The 16,098-nt window shown below is 67.4% G+C and carries 14 protein-coding genes; 6 read left to right on the forward strand and 8 right to left on the reverse strand.

Annotated elements, in window-relative coordinates; translation table 11 throughout:
- Positions 1-101 precede the first annotated feature (101 nt).
- The 8 genes from J2852_RS18100 to J2852_RS18135 all read right to left on the reverse strand — a co-directional run bounded on the left by J2852_RS18100 (position 102) and on the right by J2852_RS18135 (position 7,879).
- Positions 102-917 carry an enoyl-CoA hydratase gene (locus J2852_RS18100; RefSeq protein ID WP_209878071.1) on the reverse strand — a complete coding sequence of 272 codons (816 nt, stop codon included), beginning with the start codon at positions 915-917 and terminating at the stop codon, positions 102-104.
- Positions 918-948: 31 nt separating this feature from the next.
- Positions 949-2,031 (reverse strand): ABC transporter ATP-binding protein, encoded by a 1,083-nt coding sequence (locus J2852_RS18105; RefSeq protein ID WP_209878072.1) that lies wholly within the window; start codon positions 2,029-2,031, stop codon positions 949-951.
- Entirely contained in the window at positions 2,028-3,809 is a 1,782-nt protein-coding gene (locus tag J2852_RS18110) for an ABC transporter permease (RefSeq protein WP_209878074.1), read from the reverse strand. The genes J2852_RS18105 and J2852_RS18110 overlap by 4 nt, the downstream gene beginning before the upstream one ends.
- Positions 3,810-3,935: 126 nt before the next feature.
- Entirely contained in the window at positions 3,936-4,997 is a 1,062-nt protein-coding gene (locus tag J2852_RS18115) for an ABC transporter substrate-binding protein (RefSeq protein ID WP_209878076.1), read from the reverse strand.
- A 69-nt stretch (positions 4,998-5,066) separates the two neighbouring features.
- Positions 5,067-5,837 (reverse strand): SDR family oxidoreductase, encoded by a 771-nt coding sequence (locus J2852_RS18120; protein WP_209878078.1) that lies wholly within the window; start codon positions 5,835-5,837, stop codon positions 5,067-5,069.
- The gene (locus tag J2852_RS18125) at positions 5,834-6,283 is read right to left on the reverse strand and encodes a MaoC family dehydratase (protein ID WP_209878080.1); all 450 of its coding nucleotides are present in this window, start codon (positions 6,281-6,283) and stop codon (positions 5,834-5,836) included. The genes J2852_RS18120 and J2852_RS18125 overlap by 4 nt, the downstream gene beginning before the upstream one ends.
- Positions 6,280-6,708 (reverse strand): Zn-ribbon domain-containing OB-fold protein, encoded by a 429-nt coding sequence (locus J2852_RS18130; protein WP_209878082.1) that lies wholly within the window; start codon positions 6,706-6,708, stop codon positions 6,280-6,282. Before J2852_RS18130 ends, J2852_RS18125 begins: the two co-directional genes overlap by 4 nt.
- 7 nt (positions 6,709-6,715) lie before the next feature.
- Positions 6,716-7,879 carry an acetyl-CoA acetyltransferase gene (locus tag J2852_RS18135; protein WP_211112273.1) on the reverse strand — a complete coding sequence of 388 codons (1,164 nt, stop codon included), beginning with the start codon at positions 7,877-7,879 and terminating at the stop codon, positions 6,716-6,718.
- 443 nt (positions 7,880-8,322) lie between these two features.
- Between J2852_RS18135 and J2852_RS18140 the strand changes: the two genes are divergently transcribed.
- The 6 genes from J2852_RS18140 to J2852_RS18165 all read left to right on the forward strand — a co-directional run bounded on the left by J2852_RS18140 (position 8,323) and on the right by J2852_RS18165 (position 16,087).
- A complete protein-coding gene (locus tag J2852_RS18140) occupies positions 8,323-9,525 on the forward strand; it encodes a CaiB/BaiF CoA transferase family protein (RefSeq protein ID WP_209878086.1) in 1,203 nt (400 codons plus the stop codon).
- Positions 9,525-10,535, forward strand: a complete 1,011-nt coding sequence (locus J2852_RS18145) for a LysR substrate-binding domain-containing protein (RefSeq protein ID WP_209878088.1) — start codon at positions 9,525-9,527, stop codon at positions 10,533-10,535. Before J2852_RS18140 ends, J2852_RS18145 begins: the two co-directional genes overlap by 1 nt.
- Before the next feature lie 44 nt (positions 10,536-10,579).
- Positions 10,580-12,085 carry a malonate--CoA ligase gene (locus J2852_RS18150; RefSeq protein ID WP_209878090.1) on the forward strand — a complete coding sequence of 502 codons (1,506 nt, stop codon included), beginning with the start codon at positions 10,580-10,582 and terminating at the stop codon, positions 12,083-12,085.
- A complete protein-coding gene (locus tag J2852_RS18155; RefSeq protein ID WP_209878092.1) occupies positions 12,082-12,612 on the forward strand; it encodes a thioesterase family protein in 531 nt (176 codons plus the stop codon). The genes J2852_RS18150 and J2852_RS18155 overlap by 4 nt, the downstream gene beginning before the upstream one ends.
- Before the next feature lie 782 nt (positions 12,613-13,394).
- Positions 13,395-15,650, forward strand: coding sequence for a TonB-dependent receptor (locus J2852_RS18160; protein ID WP_246499801.1), 2,256 nt, complete (start codon positions 13,395-13,397; stop codon positions 15,648-15,650).
- An 80-nt stretch (positions 15,651-15,730) separates the two neighbouring features.
- Positions 15,731-16,087 (forward strand): DUF3649 domain-containing protein, encoded by a 357-nt coding sequence (locus J2852_RS18165; RefSeq protein WP_246499802.1) that lies wholly within the window; start codon positions 15,731-15,733, stop codon positions 16,085-16,087.
- The last annotated feature ends 11 nt before the right edge of the window (positions 16,088-16,098 follow it).

Genomic DNA, 16,098 nt, shown 5'->3' on the forward strand with positions numbered 1-16,098 from the left:
CATGTCACGAACCGGAACCAAGCCTGTCCGGGAAACGGGGACCACCTCACTCATGCTCAGGGATCTGCCACGAACAGCACCCGCCAGCCAACCTGACAGTGCTACCGCCCAGTCCAGACCGGGGAGCGCTTCTCAAGGAAGGCTGCGATGCCCTCTTGGTAATCGGCGGACAGATAGCAGCGGCGGAGCAAATCGTTGTCGCCGTCCGGCGGTAGTCCATGATCGCGCAACCGCCGCAACGCTTCGCGTGTCGTCCACAGGGTGAGAGGGGCGAGCGTCGCGAGTTCCTCCGCGATGGTCTGGGTGCGGTCGGCCAGTTCTTCTTCCGGAACGATGGTGCGCAGGGCGCCGGTGCCGGCCAGATCCTCAGCGGTGAGCAGGCGGGCGCTGAAGATCATTTCCTTGGTCCGCGCGGTGCCGAGAATGGCCTCCAGCCGCGCCAGGTTCTTGATGCTCAGGCAATTGCCGACGGTGCGGGCGATCGGGAAACCGAAGCGGATGGACGGGGACGCGATGCGCACGTCGCAGCAGGCCGCGAGCAACGCCCCCTCTCCGACGCACGCGCCGGCCAGCGCCGCGATGGTCGGGACGCGGACGGCCTCCAGGGCCATCGCCGCTTCCTCGGCCCGGTCCTCCAGGATGGTGTAGTCCTCGGGCGTCTTGACGCTTTGCAGGCAGGACAGGTCGGCGCCGGCCATGAAGGCGGGCTTGTCGCCGCGGGCGCCGGTCAGCACCAGCGCCTTTACCTCGGGGTCGCCGTTGACCTCACGGCAGATTTCGAGCAGGCGGTCCTCCATCCACGGCGTTATGGCGTTGCGCGCCTTGGGCCGGTTGAAGATCACCCATTGGACGGCGCCGCGCCGCTCGGTCAGGATTTCGGGCTCGGCGTCGGCGACACCGGTCATTGCGGTGGTCATCGTGTGGGATTTCCTTGAAACGGGGCGGGAGTCAGGCGGCTGGATCCAGGATCTGGCACGCCTCGATTGGGAGATGGACGGTCACCGCGGTGCCCGGACCGTAGCACTGCGACGGCGGAACAAAGGCGCGCAGCGTCCGCTCGCCGCCGACGTCCACCAGCACGTCGCGATATTCGCCAAGGTAGGCGGAGCGCAGGATGGTGCCGGGCAGGACGTTGCACGGAATGCCGGGATCGGCGTCCCGGCCGCTCTCGCCCAGCCGGACCTGCGACGGCCGCACGCAGAGCGATACCCCGCCGCCGCGTTCGGCGCCGCTGCGGTCGGGCGCGGTCAGCACGCGATCGCCGACGCGGATGGCGCCCTGGCCCTCGCTGGTCCCGATCAGCTCGTTGTTGGCGCCGATGAACTTTGCGACGAAGGCATTGGACGGTCGTTCGAAGATCTCCTCCGGCGAGCTGAGCTGCTGGAGGTGGCCCGACTTCATGACGGCGATGCGGTCGGCGGTGACTAGTGCCTCCGACTGGTCGTGGGTGACGTACACCGTGGTGATGCCCAGCAGGTCATGGACCTGCCGGATCTCGAACCGCATTTCCTCGCGCAGGTGGGCGTCGAGATTGGACAGCGGCTCGTCGAGCAGGAGGATGCGTGGCTCCACGGCCAGCGCGCGGGCCAGCGCCACGCGCTGCTGTTGGCCGCCGGACAGCTCCGACGGGTAGCGGTCGCGCAAGGCCTCCAGCCGCACGGTGCGAAGCGCGCGGTCCAGGCGCTCGGCGATCTCGGCCTTGGGCAAGCGGCGGATCGCCAGGCCGAAGGCGACGTTTTCCGCCACGGTCTTGTGCGGCCACACCGCGTAGTTCTGGAACACCAGGGAAATGCCGCGCTTCTCCGGCGGCAGCACCCCGCGCGACGACGACAGCAGCACGTCGTCGGCCCAGATCTCGCCCTCGGTCGGCGCCTCGAAGCCGGCGAGGAGCTGGAGCGTGGTGGACTTGCCGCAGCCCGACGGGCCGAGCAGAGCCAGCAGCGTGCCGTTGGGCACCTGAAGGTCGATTCCGTGCAGCGCGGTGTAGCTGCCGAAGGACTTGCGGAGATTTTTGATGCGGATCCCGCTCATGCTGGGACGACTCCTGCCGCTTCGGCGGCCTTACGGGATGTGCGACGCGCGCCGGTCAGTTGCGCCAGGGGGCGGGCGACCGCCACCAGCAGCAGCGTCATCAGGAGGAGGAGAACGCTCATGGCGCAGACGGCCTCGTAGTTGCCGCCGTCCTTGGCGTTGTAGATGAGGGTGGTCATCACGTTGGTCTTGGGCGTGATGAGGAAGACGGCGACCGACAGCTCGCGGATGATCGGGATGAAGACCAGAAACCAGCCCGACACCAGCCCGCCGCCCATCAGCGGAACGGTGATGGACAGGAAGGTCCGGCCCTCCCCGGCGCCAAGGCTGCGGGCGGCGCGCTCCAGATCCGGCCCGATGCCCTTCAGGATCGCCCCACCGTGGGCGTAGGCGATGGGAAGGAAGGTCGCCGCGAAGGCCGCGATCAGCAGCATCGGCGTGCCATAGAGGTTCAAAGGCGCCCGCGTGTAGGCGGCGAAGAAACCGACCGACAGGACGATGCCGGGAATGATGATGGGAACCGTTGCCACCGCACCCAGGAGTCGGGCGCCCGGCATCATCCGCCGCTCCACGATGTAGGCGACCACCGTGCCGAGCGCGATGCAGAGCGTGGCCCCCAGCGTGGAGAAAAGCAGCGAGTTCACGATGGCGGTGAGCGTCTCGGAATTGCCGAACAGTGCCCACCAGTACCAATAGAGCGACAGGTTTTCCCACGACAGCCCCTGGCCCCAGGCGCGGGTCAGCGACACCAGCAGCAGCGCGGCGTAGGGCAGCAGAACCGAGAACAGCGGCATCAGAAGCGCGGCGAAGAACATCGGCCATCGGGCGCCGCCCAGATGGATCTGCCGTCCTGCCCGCGTCTTGCCGGAGATGGTGACGTACTGCTTGCGCCCCAGAATGCGGCGGCGCATCCAGAACAGCATGGCGGTGACCAGAAGCAGCGGCATGCAGTAGGCGGCGGCCATGAAGATCTCGGGCGGGAACTGCTGATAGAACTCGGCCAGCTTGGTTGTCACCACCGGGATTCCGGTCGGGGTCAGCAGGAAGGCCGGGACGCCGAACAGCGTCAGCCCCTGGATGAAGGACAGGATGAAGCTGGCGATCACCGCCGGGGTGACGAGCGGGATGGTGATGCTGAGCATGGTGCGCAGCGTGCCCGATCCCAGCGTGGCGGCGGCGTCCTCAAGCTCCACAGCCATCTCGTCCAGCGCGCTGGACACCATGGTGAAGCTGTAGGGGACGGTGTAGATGCCGCAGATGAAGATGGCGCCGGCCATCGAATAGATGTTCAACAGCGGCCCCGCGTCCGCGCCGGCCACCAAGCGCCACAGGGCGTTCAGCCAGCCCGAGTTGGGCGCGGCCAGCAGGATCCAGCCGGTCGCCCCGATGAAGGACGGGGTGACGAAGGCGGTCAGGGTCAGCACGCGGATGGTGCGCCGGAACGGCATGTCGGTGCGCGACACCAGCCAGGCCAGCGGGACACCGATTCCGATGGCGATCACCGCGGTCGCCACGGCCAGGATCAACGAGTTGACGAGAGGTTCGACAAGGTCGGCGGATTGGAAAGTCCGCGCGTAGTTGCCGAGTGTCCAGGCGCCGGAAAGATCGTCGTGAAAGCTGTTGTAGAGAACCCAGCCGAAGGGCTGGACCACCAGCAGGATAAGAAGAAGGACGACGGCGCCGAAGACTGCGGTCTTGACGAGCGGCACACGGGGCATCATCGGCCGTGCCGCCGCGTCCGGTGTGCTGCCTTCACGGCTGGTTGAGATGACCCCCATAGGGTTCGCCTCCCTTGGTTCAAGGAGCGGTCGCGAAGGACCGTCTGGAAACCCGACCCCGGCCGGGCAGCGCGTGGAGCCCGTCCGGCCGGGGAGAGCGCCCCCGCAAGCTGGCGGGAGCGCCGGTCAGCGCACCAGTTCCTTCCACTTGGCGATGCCTTCCGCAACTTCCGGGCCGAGGTCATCGCCGGTGTTGCGGTACCATTTCAGCTGGTCCAGCGACCGGCCTTCGGCCCAGGCGACGTCCTTGCGCAGGGTCGGCCAGAAGTTCTTCTGAAGGATTTGCGAAACTTCCTTCGAATAGAGGAAGTTCGTGAAGAGGCGGGCGGCGTTCGGGTGCGGCGCCTTGGCCAGCACGCCGGTGACGCCCAGGTTCAGGATGGCGTCGTCGGACGGGGCCACGACATCGATCGGGTTGCCCGCGGCCTTCTGGGTCAGCGTATAGCTGAAGGGCGCGCCGGACCCGACGACGCGCTCGCCGGACAGGATGTCGGTCACCGTATCGACGTTCGACTGGCCAACCTTCGGCTTCTGCTTGCCGAAGGCCCGAAGGAAGTCGTCGCCGTACTTGCGGCGGATCGCCACCACCCAGTTCGCCACGTCGCCGGAGGAGGCCGGGCTGCCCGTGGTGATCTTGCCGTGCCACTGATCCTCAAGCAGCGCCTGCCAGCTGGTCGGCGGGGCGGAGACCTTGCGCGGCGCGTAGTTGATGCTGGTCAGGCTGATGGCGCCGACATGGTACATCATGTCCGGGTCGAGGTTTCGAAAGGCGTCCGGCAGATTCACCGCGTCGGCTGGTTCGAAGGATGCCAGGGCGCCGACCTTCTTCAGCTCGGTGTAGTGCAGCAGGTTGGTGGTGCCGAGGGAGTCGCATTCGTACACGCCGTTCTGCAACTCCATCCGCAGGCGGGTGTAGACGGTCTGCGACGCCTGGCGGAGCAGGTTGACATCGATGCCCGGATACTTCGCCTTGAAGGCGTCGCGGATCTCCTCCATCGTCTGCTGCTCATAGGAGCCCCAGTAGAGGGTCAGCTTGCCTTCCTTCTTGGCGGCGGCGTAGAGCGGATCGTCGGCGACCGAAGCCGCAGCGATGCGGGAGAAGGCCGCGCCGGCCAAGCCGCCCGACAGAAGGGCGGTGCCAACGAGGCCGGTCGTCTTCAGCAGCCGGCGGCGAGAGAATTCCATCATGGTGCATTTCCCTGTTCTGTGTTGTGGAGTCGCCTTTTCGGCGTTGTCGTTCACTCGGGCGAAGTCGGGTCAGTAGTCGCCGGTGGTCGCTCCCCCATCCGCGATGATGGTCTGGCCGGTGACATAGGCCGCGTCGTCGGACGCCAGGAAGGCGACGACGGCGGCGATCTCCTCGGGCTTGCCCAGGCGGCCGATGGGGGTCTTCTCCAGCCATTGGGATCGCACCGCGTCCGGCACGCCCTCGACGATGGCGGTTTCGACCACGCCCGGCGCGACCGCGTTGACCAGGATGCCCCGGCGGGCTCCCTCCAGCGCGGCGGTGCGGGTGAGCCCGACCACCCCCGCCTTGGACGCCGAATAGTTGGCTTGTCCGAAGGTGCCGAGGATGGCGGTGGACGCTATGTTGACGATGCGCCCCCAGCCGCGGTTGCCGACCAGCTGAAAGGCCGTCTGGCAGCCGAGCCAAGTGCCGCGCAGGTTGACGTCGATGACCGCGCTCCATTCGGCATCGGTCATCTTGGCCAGCGAGCGGTCGCGCACGATGCCGGCGACGTTGACCATGATGTCCACGCCCCGGAAGGCGTCGGGCAGGCAGGAAACGGCGGTCTCCCAACTCGCGCGGTCGGCCACGTTCAGCGCGACCGCGTGGGCCTGCGCCCCGGTGCCGCGCAGCGCGGCGGCAACGGCTTCGGCCGCGTTCTCTCCGATGTCGGCGACGACGACCGCCGCACCCTCCGCCGCCAGCCGCTCGCAGACCGCGTGGCCGATGCCGCCACCGCCGCCGGTCACGAAGGCGATGTGCCCGGCCAGGCGCCGGCTCATGGTTCCGGCGGCGCTCATGCGTCGTTCTCCCGGCGCGCGACGGAGAACACGTCCTCGCCCTCCTGCACCGTGTCGCCGCGCTGGTTCTTCACGGAGGTGGCGACGCGGACGATGCCCCGGTCGGGTTTGGAGGCGCTGGGCCGCACCTCCAGGATCTCGGCCTCGTAATGGACGGTGTCGCCGGCGAAGACCGGGCCAACGAAGCGGCGCCGCGTTTCCAGGAAGGCGAGGATCGCCCAGTCGTCGATGCTGGAACGCAGGCCGGTGCTGAGCGAATGGGTCAGCATTCCGTGGGCGATGGTGCGCCCGAAGCCGTTGGCCTTCGCGGCCTCCGCGTCCATGTGGAGCGGGTTGAAGTCGCCGGTTAGCCCGGCGAACCAGACGATGTGCGCCTCGGTGACGGTGACGCGGGTGGAATGCGTCCGGGCGCCCGGTTGAATGTCGTCGAGATACAGGGTGGTCATGCTTCGATTCCTTGGGCGGCGGTCCTCGGGCGGAACACCGGAAGGCTGGTGGAGTCGTCCAGGCTGTGGAACGCCACGGCGAGCGGCAGGCCGGCCCGCAGGTCGTTCTCTGCGATCCCTTCGACGCGGGAGAACACGGTGACTCCCTCCTCCAGCCGGATCAGGGCGCAGACGTAGGGATCGCCCGGCTGGTTGCCCCGGTGGACGACGGAGTGGCTGAGCAGTTCGCCGCGCCCGCTTGCCTCGACCCATTCCGGGCGGGCGTGGGGGGCGTGGATGGAGTGGGCGCGCGGGTACCACTGGTACCGCCCCGTTTCCGGGCAGCGCTGGATCAGGAAGCGGCCTTCGCGCGCCGCCTCCCAGAAGGGGGCGGAGGTCTCGTCCTGGACGGGCAAGGTGAACATGGCGGTCGTCGGGGCGGTCATCGGGCACCTACACGGCGAGGATTGCGGTGGCGGCGGAGCAGAAGGTGCCGCCCAGCCCGTGGGCCATCGCGACCTTGGCGTCGGGCACCTGGACGCCCGGGCCTTCGCCGCGAAGCTGGCGGACGCTTTCGATCAGCGTGAAGATGCCGCGCTTGCCCGGATGGTTGGACGACAGGCCCCCGCCGTCGGTGTTGGACGGCAGGCGTCCGCCGAGCGTCAGGTTGCCGTCCGCGACGAAGGACCCGCTTTCGCCCCGCCCGCAGAACCCCAAATCCTCCAGCGCCAGCATGGGCGTGACGGTGAAGGCGTCATAGATCTGCGCGACGTCGATGTCGTCGTGGGTCACTCCCGCCATGGCGAAGGCGCGCGGGCCGGAGAGCGCCGCCGGGGTCTTCAGATCGTCGGGAATCTGGCTGTTCTGGGTGCGCGCCACGGCGGCGCCGTAACCCGCCAGATAGACCGGCTTCTTCTTGAGATCGCGCGCCCGTTCGCGGCTGGTCATCACGACGGCACCGCCGCCATCGGTCACCACGCAGCAGTCCAGCCGGTGCAGCGGCGATGCGATCATCGGCGAGGCCAGCACATCGTCCACCGTGATCGGCTTGCGCAGCCGGGCGTGGGGATTCTGGATCGCGTGGTTGCGGAAGGTCACGGCAACCTGGGCCAGCTGCTCCGGCGTGGTGCCGTACAGGTCCATGTGACGGCGGGCGAACAGCCCGTAGGTGGAGATCAGCGTCGGCGCGTAGGGGATTTCGTACTGGCCGGGGCCGGCCGGAAAGACGAAGGGATCGAAGGACGGGGTGTTCAGCGGCCACCAGCGCGGGCAGGCGGCATAGCTGATGACGACCACCTCCGCGAGCCCGGTCGCGATGGCCGCGGCCGCCTGGCCGGCCTGCATGATGTAGGAGCAGCCGCCGACGTCGGTGCTGTTGACGTAGGTGGGCGTGATCCCGATGTATTCCGCGAGTTCGATCACGTCCATGGTGCCGCCGCCCTCGGCCCAGTCGCCGGAGGCCGCACACAGCCCGTCCACGTCCTTCAGCGCTAGCCCCGCGTCGTCCAGCGCCCCAAGAATGCAATCCATCTGTAGGGCGAAGGGATGGACGCGCGGCGCATCCCTGCGTGTCGATTCAAAGGCGCCGACGATGGCGGTCTTGCCTGAAAGATCCATCACCCGCAGGGTGTCCTTTCATGGTTGTGGAGGGCGCTTGACGCTGTCGCGACGCGGGTTGCGCGGTTCCGCTGGACAGGCGAAGAGAGTAAAGGATTCGCCCGCCTCGGAAATCGCGAAGACTTTCCGAAGGCCCATAGAGGTTTCGATCGTGTCGATCCGTTTCCGGTAAATCAAAGAGTACCGGACATTGCTGGCGTCACAAGAAGAAAAAACGCTGCGGTCCGGTGCATGGAACGCACCAATAAGCCGATCGCCCAGCCCGGCGACCGGTGCGTTCCATGCACCGGATTGGGCCAAACTAAGTGATTGTTTTCCGGTCGGCGGGGCGCAAGCCTAGGACATCGCATTCCCGCCGCCGCCTGGGCCCGACGAGGTCCCTGCCGGGTGCGCGGCCCCGTTCGGCCCGACTTTCGGGTGTCCGGCAACCCAGAGGATCATTCATGCCAAGCACCGATACGCAGCGCCGCGACGCTCCTCTGGCCGGCGTGCGCGTGGTCGATCTCACGCATATGTTGGCCGGTCCCTACAGCACTTGGCTGCTCGGCGCGCTGGGGGCGGACGTCATCAAGATCGAGCGTCCCGGGAAAGGTGATTTCACCCGCGTCATTGCTCCCTTCAGCGACGAAGAGAGCATTTACTTTCTGAGCGTCAACCGCAACAAGCGAAGCCTGACCCTCAACTTGAAGGAGGAAAAGGGTAAGGAGATTTTTAAAAAAATCGTTAGCACCTGCGACGTGCTGGTGGAGAACAACCGGGCGGGGGCGATGGACCGCCTGGGGCTGGGCTACGCCGACCTGAAGGCGGTGAACGAGCGGCTGATCTACGCCTCGATCTCCGGCTTCGGGCAGAGCGGACCTTACCGCCACCGCCCCTGTTTCGATGTGGTGGCGCAGGCGATGTCGGGGATGATGAGCATCACCGGCGAACCGGGCGGCGATCCCTGCCGCGTCGGCGCGTCGATCGGCGACATCGGTTCCAGCCTGTTCGCCGCCATCGGCATCCTCGCCGCCTTGCAGAAGCGGGCGAGCACCGGCGAGGGCAGCTTCATCGACGTGGCCATGCTGGACTGTCAGCTGGCCCTGATGGAAAACGCCATCGCGCGTTATCTCAACGCCGGGGAGACGCCGCGCGCGCTGGGCAACCGCCACCCGCTGATCGCCCCGTTCCAGGCCTTTGCCACCACCGACAACCCGATCGCCGTCTGCGTGGACACCAACGAGCAGTGGGAACGGATGTGTCGCGCCATGGGGTTGGAGCACCTGCTGGCCGACCCGCGCTTCCCCACCGGCTCGGCCCGCAACTCCCACCACGCGGAGCTGGAGCCGCTGCTCAAGGAGGTCTTCCTCACCCGCGACCGCGACACGTGGCTGGACATCCTGGAGGAGGCCGACGTCCCGGCCAGCCCGATCAACAGCGTGCCGGACGCCCTGGCCGATCCCCAGGTGATCCACCGCAAGATGGTCGTCGAGGTGCCGGAAGGGTCGGGCAAGCGCTTCGCCGCCGTCCCGATCACCATGCCCGAAGCGCCCCTGCCGGCCGAAGCTCCGGCCCCGCGTCTGGGTGAGCACACTGGCGAGATCCTTGCGGAACTGGGCTTCAGCCCCGCCGAGATCGACGCGTTCCGGCGCGATGCGGTGGTGTGATGCCAAACCCGCCGGAAGGGAAGTCGGAGAACGGCGAAGGGGCGCGTGCGATGCTGGCGGAAATGTTCCATACTGCCGCCGGTCTCGCCCAAAGCTCCAAGGTCCGCATGGCGCGTCGCCTTCCGCCCCTTCTTGCCCTTCGTGCCTTCGACATCTTCGCGCGCCAGGGCACCGTGCGGGCCGCCGCCGATGAACTGGCGGTGTCCCACACGGTGGTGTCGCGCCACATCCAGAACCTGGAGCAGTCGGTCGGCGTGAAGCTGGTGGCGCGGTCGGGGCGCGGTCTGTCCCTCACTCGGGAAGGTGTTCGCTTCGCCGCCCAGTTGCGCCGTGCCTTCGACCTGATCGCCGACGCCAGCAACGAGCTGCGCAACGGCGGGATGGAGGCGGTCCATATCTGCTGTTTGGCCGGTCTGGCCTCGCGTCGCCTGCTCGCCCACCTTCCCGAGCTGGAGGAGGCGTTGGCCGGCCGCGAGGTAATCCTGCAGCCGACCTCGACCCGCCCGGATTTCAGCCGAGAGGAGGCCGACGCCGAGATCATGTACCTCGACGACGGCGCGGTCGCCGAGGGGCTGCGGTCGGAAATGTTCGCCCGGCCCCGCATCCTCGCCATCGCCAGCCCGGAGTTCAAGGCGCGCTATCCCGACGTGCGCACCCCCGCCGATCTCATCGGCTTGCCCCTGATCCACGAACAGTCGACCGGCATGTGGGAGGCGTGGCTGGAGGAGGCCGGCGTGACCGACCTGTTCCGGCTGCGCGGCCCCCGGCTGTGGCAGGCCCACCTGACTATCGAGGCCGCCCGCCTCGGCCGCGGGGTGGCGCTGGTCAGCGACCTGCTGGTCGCCGACGAGTTGGCCCGCGGCGAACTGATGGAGATGGTGGACAGCAACGTCACCATCGGCGGCTATTACTTCATCGCTCCGGCCCAGAAATGGAACACGCCGGTCATCGCCGCCATCCGGCAATGGTTGCGGGCCGTCTTCCCGCCGGAGCACTCCCCCAACGTCTGAGGTGTGGCGTCCCAGCCCCTCACGACCCTTGCGGAACCCGAACCATGTCCGAATCCCTATTCAACCATGTCCTGAACCCGTCCGTCGATCCGGGCCGCGGCGCCATCGAACTGGCCGACGGCGGCCGCGTGACTTACGGCGAACTGCGCGCGGCGTCCGGGCGGATGGCCAACGCCATTACCGCCGCCGGAGTGCGGCCGGGCGACCGTGTCGCCGTCCAGGTGGAGAAGTCGCTCGAAGCGCTCGTCCTCTATCTCGGGTGCTTGCGGTCCGGGGCGGTCTATCTGCCGCTGAACACCGCCTACACCCCGGCCGAACTCGGCTACTTCATCGGGGATGCCGAGCCGGCGCTGGTCGTCTGCGATCCGGCGCGGTTGGAGGCCACCGCGCCGATGGCCGGCGACGCGCGCCTACTCACTCTCGACGCCCAGGGAAGGGGCTCGCTCGCGGATGCCATGGCGGGGCAACCGGACGACTTCGCGACGGTCGCTTGCGGCACCGACGACCTCGCCGCCATCCTCTACACCTCGGGCACCACCGGGCGTTCCAAGGGCGCGATGCTGACCCAGGGAAACCTGCTGACCAACGCGCAAGTGCTCCGCGCGGAATGGAGGTTCACGCCGGAGGACGTGCTGCTCCATGCTCTGCCGCTGTTCCACACCCACGGCCTGTTCGTCGCCTGCAACGTGGCGCTGATGGCCGGGGCGACAACGATTTTGCTGCCGCGCTTCGACCCAGCGGCGATGCTGGAAAGGCTGCCCCGCTCCACGGTGATGATGGGGGTGCCGACCTTCTACACCCGGCTGCTCGGGCAGGACGCGCTGACGGCGGATCTGTGCCGTTCCGTCCGTCTGTTCGTTTCCGGTTCGGCGCCCCTGCTGGCCGAAACGCACCGTGCCTGGGAATCGCGCACCAGTCACCGGATCCTGGAGCGCTACGGCATGACCGAAACGGGGATGCTCACCTCCAACCCCTACGATGGTGACCGCATCGCCGGCACGGTGGGCCTGCCTCTGCCGGGGGTCGAGGCGCGCATCGCCGACCCACAAACCGGTGCCCTGCTGCCGGACGGCGAAATCGGCGTGGTGGAGGTGAAAGGCCCGAACGTCTTCAAGGGGTACTGGCGCATGCCGGAGAAGACCGCCGCCGAGTTTCGCGCGGACGGCTTCTTCATCACCGGCGACCTCGGCCGGATCGACGAGCGCGGCTATCTGCACATCGTCGGACGCGGCAAGGATCTCATCATCAGCGGTGGCTTCAACGTTTACCCCAAGGAGGTGGAAGGGGAGATCGACGCCCTTCCCGGAGTCCTGGAAAGCGCCGTCGTCGGCGTTCCTCACCCTGATTTCGGGGAGGGCGTGGTGGCCGTGCTCGTGCCCGACCACTCCGCGCCCATCACCGAAGCCGCCGTGACCGCTGCGCTGACCGAACGCCTGGCCCGTTACAAGCAGCCCAAGCGTGTGATTGTCGTTGACGAACTGCCGCGCAACAGCATGGGCAAGGTGCAGAAGGCGCTGCTTCGTGAACGGCACGCCGGAATTTTCCAATGAGCGGGGACGATACGCTGCCGACGGAGATCCTGCTCTCGGACGTGCGGACCGTCGAGGAGGACTGGATCGACCTGTATGGCCACATGAACATGGTGCGCTACGTCGCCCTGTTCGATGAGGTCGGCTACGCCCTTCTCGACCGCTGGGGGTTGGGTGAAACCTACACGCGGGAGAAACGGTATGGCCTGTTCGTCGTCAACGTCGCGGTCCACTACCGGCGTGAATTGCGCGCCGGAACGCCGCTCGTCCTGGCCATGCGGTTGTTGGACGCCGACGACAAGCGAATGCTGAGCCTGCTGGAACTGAGACGGGCGGATGACGGAACGGTCGCCGCGACCATGGAGCAGCTTTCGATTCATGTGGATCTCGACACCCGCAAAGTCGTCCCGTTCGATCCGGCTTTGGCGGCCCGGTTGCGCGGCTTGGCGGACATCCAGTCCGGCTTTCCCTTGCCGCCCGGTCATCAACGGAAACTCTTTCTGATACCGAAGGCGTTTGATGGCTTCCATCAAACGTCGTCGGTTTAAACCCGACAGCACTTTGCGCAGCTCTCGCCCTTTGCCTCAGGCAAAGTGCGAGAGGGGCATACAGCCGGCCGAACATGAAGCATTCATGCGCCGGCCGTACGACGCGTTGAACCGACGGACACGGCGCCAGAAGTCAACGTGTTGCATGGATGGGGGCCTGTCGTAGGCAACGACCCCAAGTTCCGGGCCAGTTCCGAAGAACCGAGAATCAGGGCATCGACGAACCGTTGCTCGACGGCGTCGTTCATTTCCGGATCGGCCACCACCAGCCACGATGCCCAACGTTTCGAGGGCATCTTCCACACTCCCGCTGTGCGCATCGCACCGGATGAGGTCGGGTCGCGCATTGCGAAGGGGCGGATCCAGCGCGGAACCGTCCGTAATTGGCCGCGGAAGCCTCGCTCCTGCCTCTCCTGCCAAAGCCAAGCGGCATTATGGCAGCCGTTGCCTCAGCGCTAATGCAGGTACACGGCATGGACATCGACCGCACTGCCGCGGGATCGCCAGGGCCAGACCGGAGGGCGGCCTGACGGCACCCACTCTCGCACTGTCTTGCGATTGACGCCGAGCGTGCGTGCCGGGCGGGGCGCACCATCATCCATCTCCACAGTTCGCGACGGTCTGGCAGCAGACATGTCTTGCAGGAGCCGCCACGCCCTGCATACAATGATAATGATTCGCATTTGCATTAGTTGACGCCGATACCGACCCCTTCGGGGGACACCGTGCCGGCCGCTGACATTGCGTTCCAGAGACCGCCGTTTGACAGAGGAACCGGCACCATGAAACGAGCCCACGGCGAGGCTGCTTTGCGCCAAGCCGCCCACCGTCGCAGCGACACGTGCGCTGCGCCCGACGCCTTCGTTCCCGGTCTGCGGCCGGTCGCCATGGCTGCCCACTTGGCCGGCGCCGTGCTGGCGGGCAGCTTTTCCTTCTCGTCGGCAGCCCATGCCCAGTCGCCGGCAACCGCCCCGGCCGCAACGCCCGGACCTACGACCTTGCCATCCCTGCAGGTCACGGCCACCCCTGGGCCGCTTCCGGGCGAACTTCCGCCGCCCTATGCCGGAGGCCAGGTCGCACGAGGCGGATCGCTGGGGCTGCTCGGCGCCAAGGACACCATGGACACGCCGTTCAGCACGGTCAACTACACCTCCGACCTGATCGAGAACCAGCAGGCGCGCACGGCGGCCGACACGCTGATCAACGACGCCTCGGTGCGCCTCACGACGGGCAGCAACGGCTTCGACGACACGTTCCAGATTCGTGGCTTCACGGTTCCTTCGAGCGACGTGGGCTTCAACGGCCTGTACGGCCTGGTTTCCTCCAACCGCGTGCCCGCGCAACTCATCGAGCGCATTGAGCTGCTCAAGGGACCCGGCGCGCTCATCAACGGCATCGCTCCCGGCGGCAGCATCGGCGGCGGCATCAACATCGTCAGCAAGCGCGCCGGTGATGTTCCCCTGACGCGCCTGACCACCACGTACCAAAGCGATTCCAACTTCGGCCTCCATGTGGACACGGGGCGGCGCTTTGGAGAGAACAACGCCTGGGGCGTGCGGTTCAACGGCCTGCTGCGCGACGGCGAAGCCTCGATCGATGACGGCAACGTGCGGAGCGGCGTCGGCGCGCTGGCGGTGGACTATCGGGGCGAGCGCCTGCGCTGGTCGTTCGACGCCGTCATCCAGCGTGACGATACGGACAACTTCCGTCCGCAGATCGGCATCCTTCCCACCACCACGGCCATCCCGGCTCCGCCCGACGCGCGCAGCAACTGGTATCCGGGCACGACGCTCCTTCAGAAGGACAAGACCGTCGCCTCGAACATCGAGCTCGACCTGACGGAATCGCTGACCGCCTACGCGGGAATCGGGTACCGGGACGGCTCGAACGACCAGATCTTCCCGGTTTCCGGCCCTGCCGTGAACGCGCTCGGCAACTTCTCGGTCCGCAGCTCCTATTACGATTCCTACACCGAGACGGTCAGCGGCACGGCCGGCGTGCGCTGGCGCTTCGAAACGGGCCCCATCCGCCACTCGCTGAACGTCGGCTATTCGGGCTTCAAGCAGGAAGCCGGCAACGTCTACATTCAGTCGGCCGGCACGAACGCGTCGAACATCTACAGGCCGTCTCCGCTTCCCGTCATCACCGCCCCGCGCACCGACCCGCAGAAGGCATCCGACACGACGCTGACCAGCGTCGCGGTGGCCGACACGCTGTCGGTCCTGGACGACCGCGTGCTGCTGACCGTGGGCGTGCGTGACCAGACGGTGAAGGTGGACAGCTACAGCACGACCACCGGCGCGCTGACGAGCAAGTATGACGCCAGCGCAACGACGCCTCTGGCGGGCCTGGTCGTCAAGCCGCTGGATTATGTCTCGGTCTACGCGAACTACGCCGAGGGCCTGACGCGCGGCACCATCGTCGGCGCCGGCTACGCCAACACAGGCGCGGTGCTGGCTCCGTACAAGTCGAAGCAGTATGAGGCCGGCGTCAAGGTCGATTGGGGCACCATCACGACGGCGGCCGCCGTCTTCCAGCTGTCGAAGCCGAACTCGATCCGCACGGCGTCCAACGAGTTGGCCTACGACGGCGAGCAGCGCAACCGCGGCCTGGAACTGTCGGCCTATGGCGAGCTTCTGCCCGGCCTGCGCGGCATGGCCAGCGCGTCCTTCCTGAAGCCGGAACTGACGCGCACGGCCGTTGCGTCGGAGCAGGGCAACGACGCCGCCGGCGTGCCGGACAAGACCTTCTCCGCCGGCCTCGACTGGGATACGCCGTGGGTTGACGGCCTCGCCCTCAACGGGCGCGTGATTTACACCTCGGGCTCGTATCTGACCAACGCCAACACCTTGCGCTTCGACGACTGGACCCGCGTGGACATCGGCGCCCGCTACAACGCCACGGTGGCGGGCAAGCCCGTCGTGCTGCGCGCCAACGTCGAGAACCTTTTCGACAAGAACTATTGGCTCACGACCGGCACCTACGTGACCGTCGGCGCACCTCGGACCGTGCTGCTGTCCGCCTCGGTCGACTTCTGATGCTCCCGTCTCCCGGTCGGCTCGACGGGTTCGTCAAGCCGGCCGGGGCAAGGACGGCCTCACCCGACGAGTAGGGTCTGATGGATTCTGACATGCCCTGGAAGGGCAGCGGTGCCCGAGGGGCCGGCGGCACCCTCCAGCCCCCCCTCCAGCCAATGAGCGCGGCGGCGAAGCGGCTCCGCAAGGTCGGTCCGCTTGTCTCGCGCATCGTGGCCGCGCTGTTCGGCGGCTATGCGCTGGCCGCGCTCGGCAGCGTGGCTGCACTCGCGCTTCCGATGAGCAAGCCCCAGGCCGTGCTCACCGGTATGCTGGCGAGTTTCGCGATCTACGCCGGTGCCGTGATCTGGGTCTTCGCGGCGCGCAGTGCCCTGCGTGCCTGGGCGGGGCTGCTTGCGGTGGCCGCGCCGCTGCTGCTGGCCGCGTGGTCGGTCTGGTGACGAGGAGATCC

The organism is Azospirillum soli (assembly GCF_017876165.1).
Lineage (GTDB): Bacteria > Pseudomonadota > Alphaproteobacteria > Azospirillales > Azospirillaceae > Azospirillum > Azospirillum soli.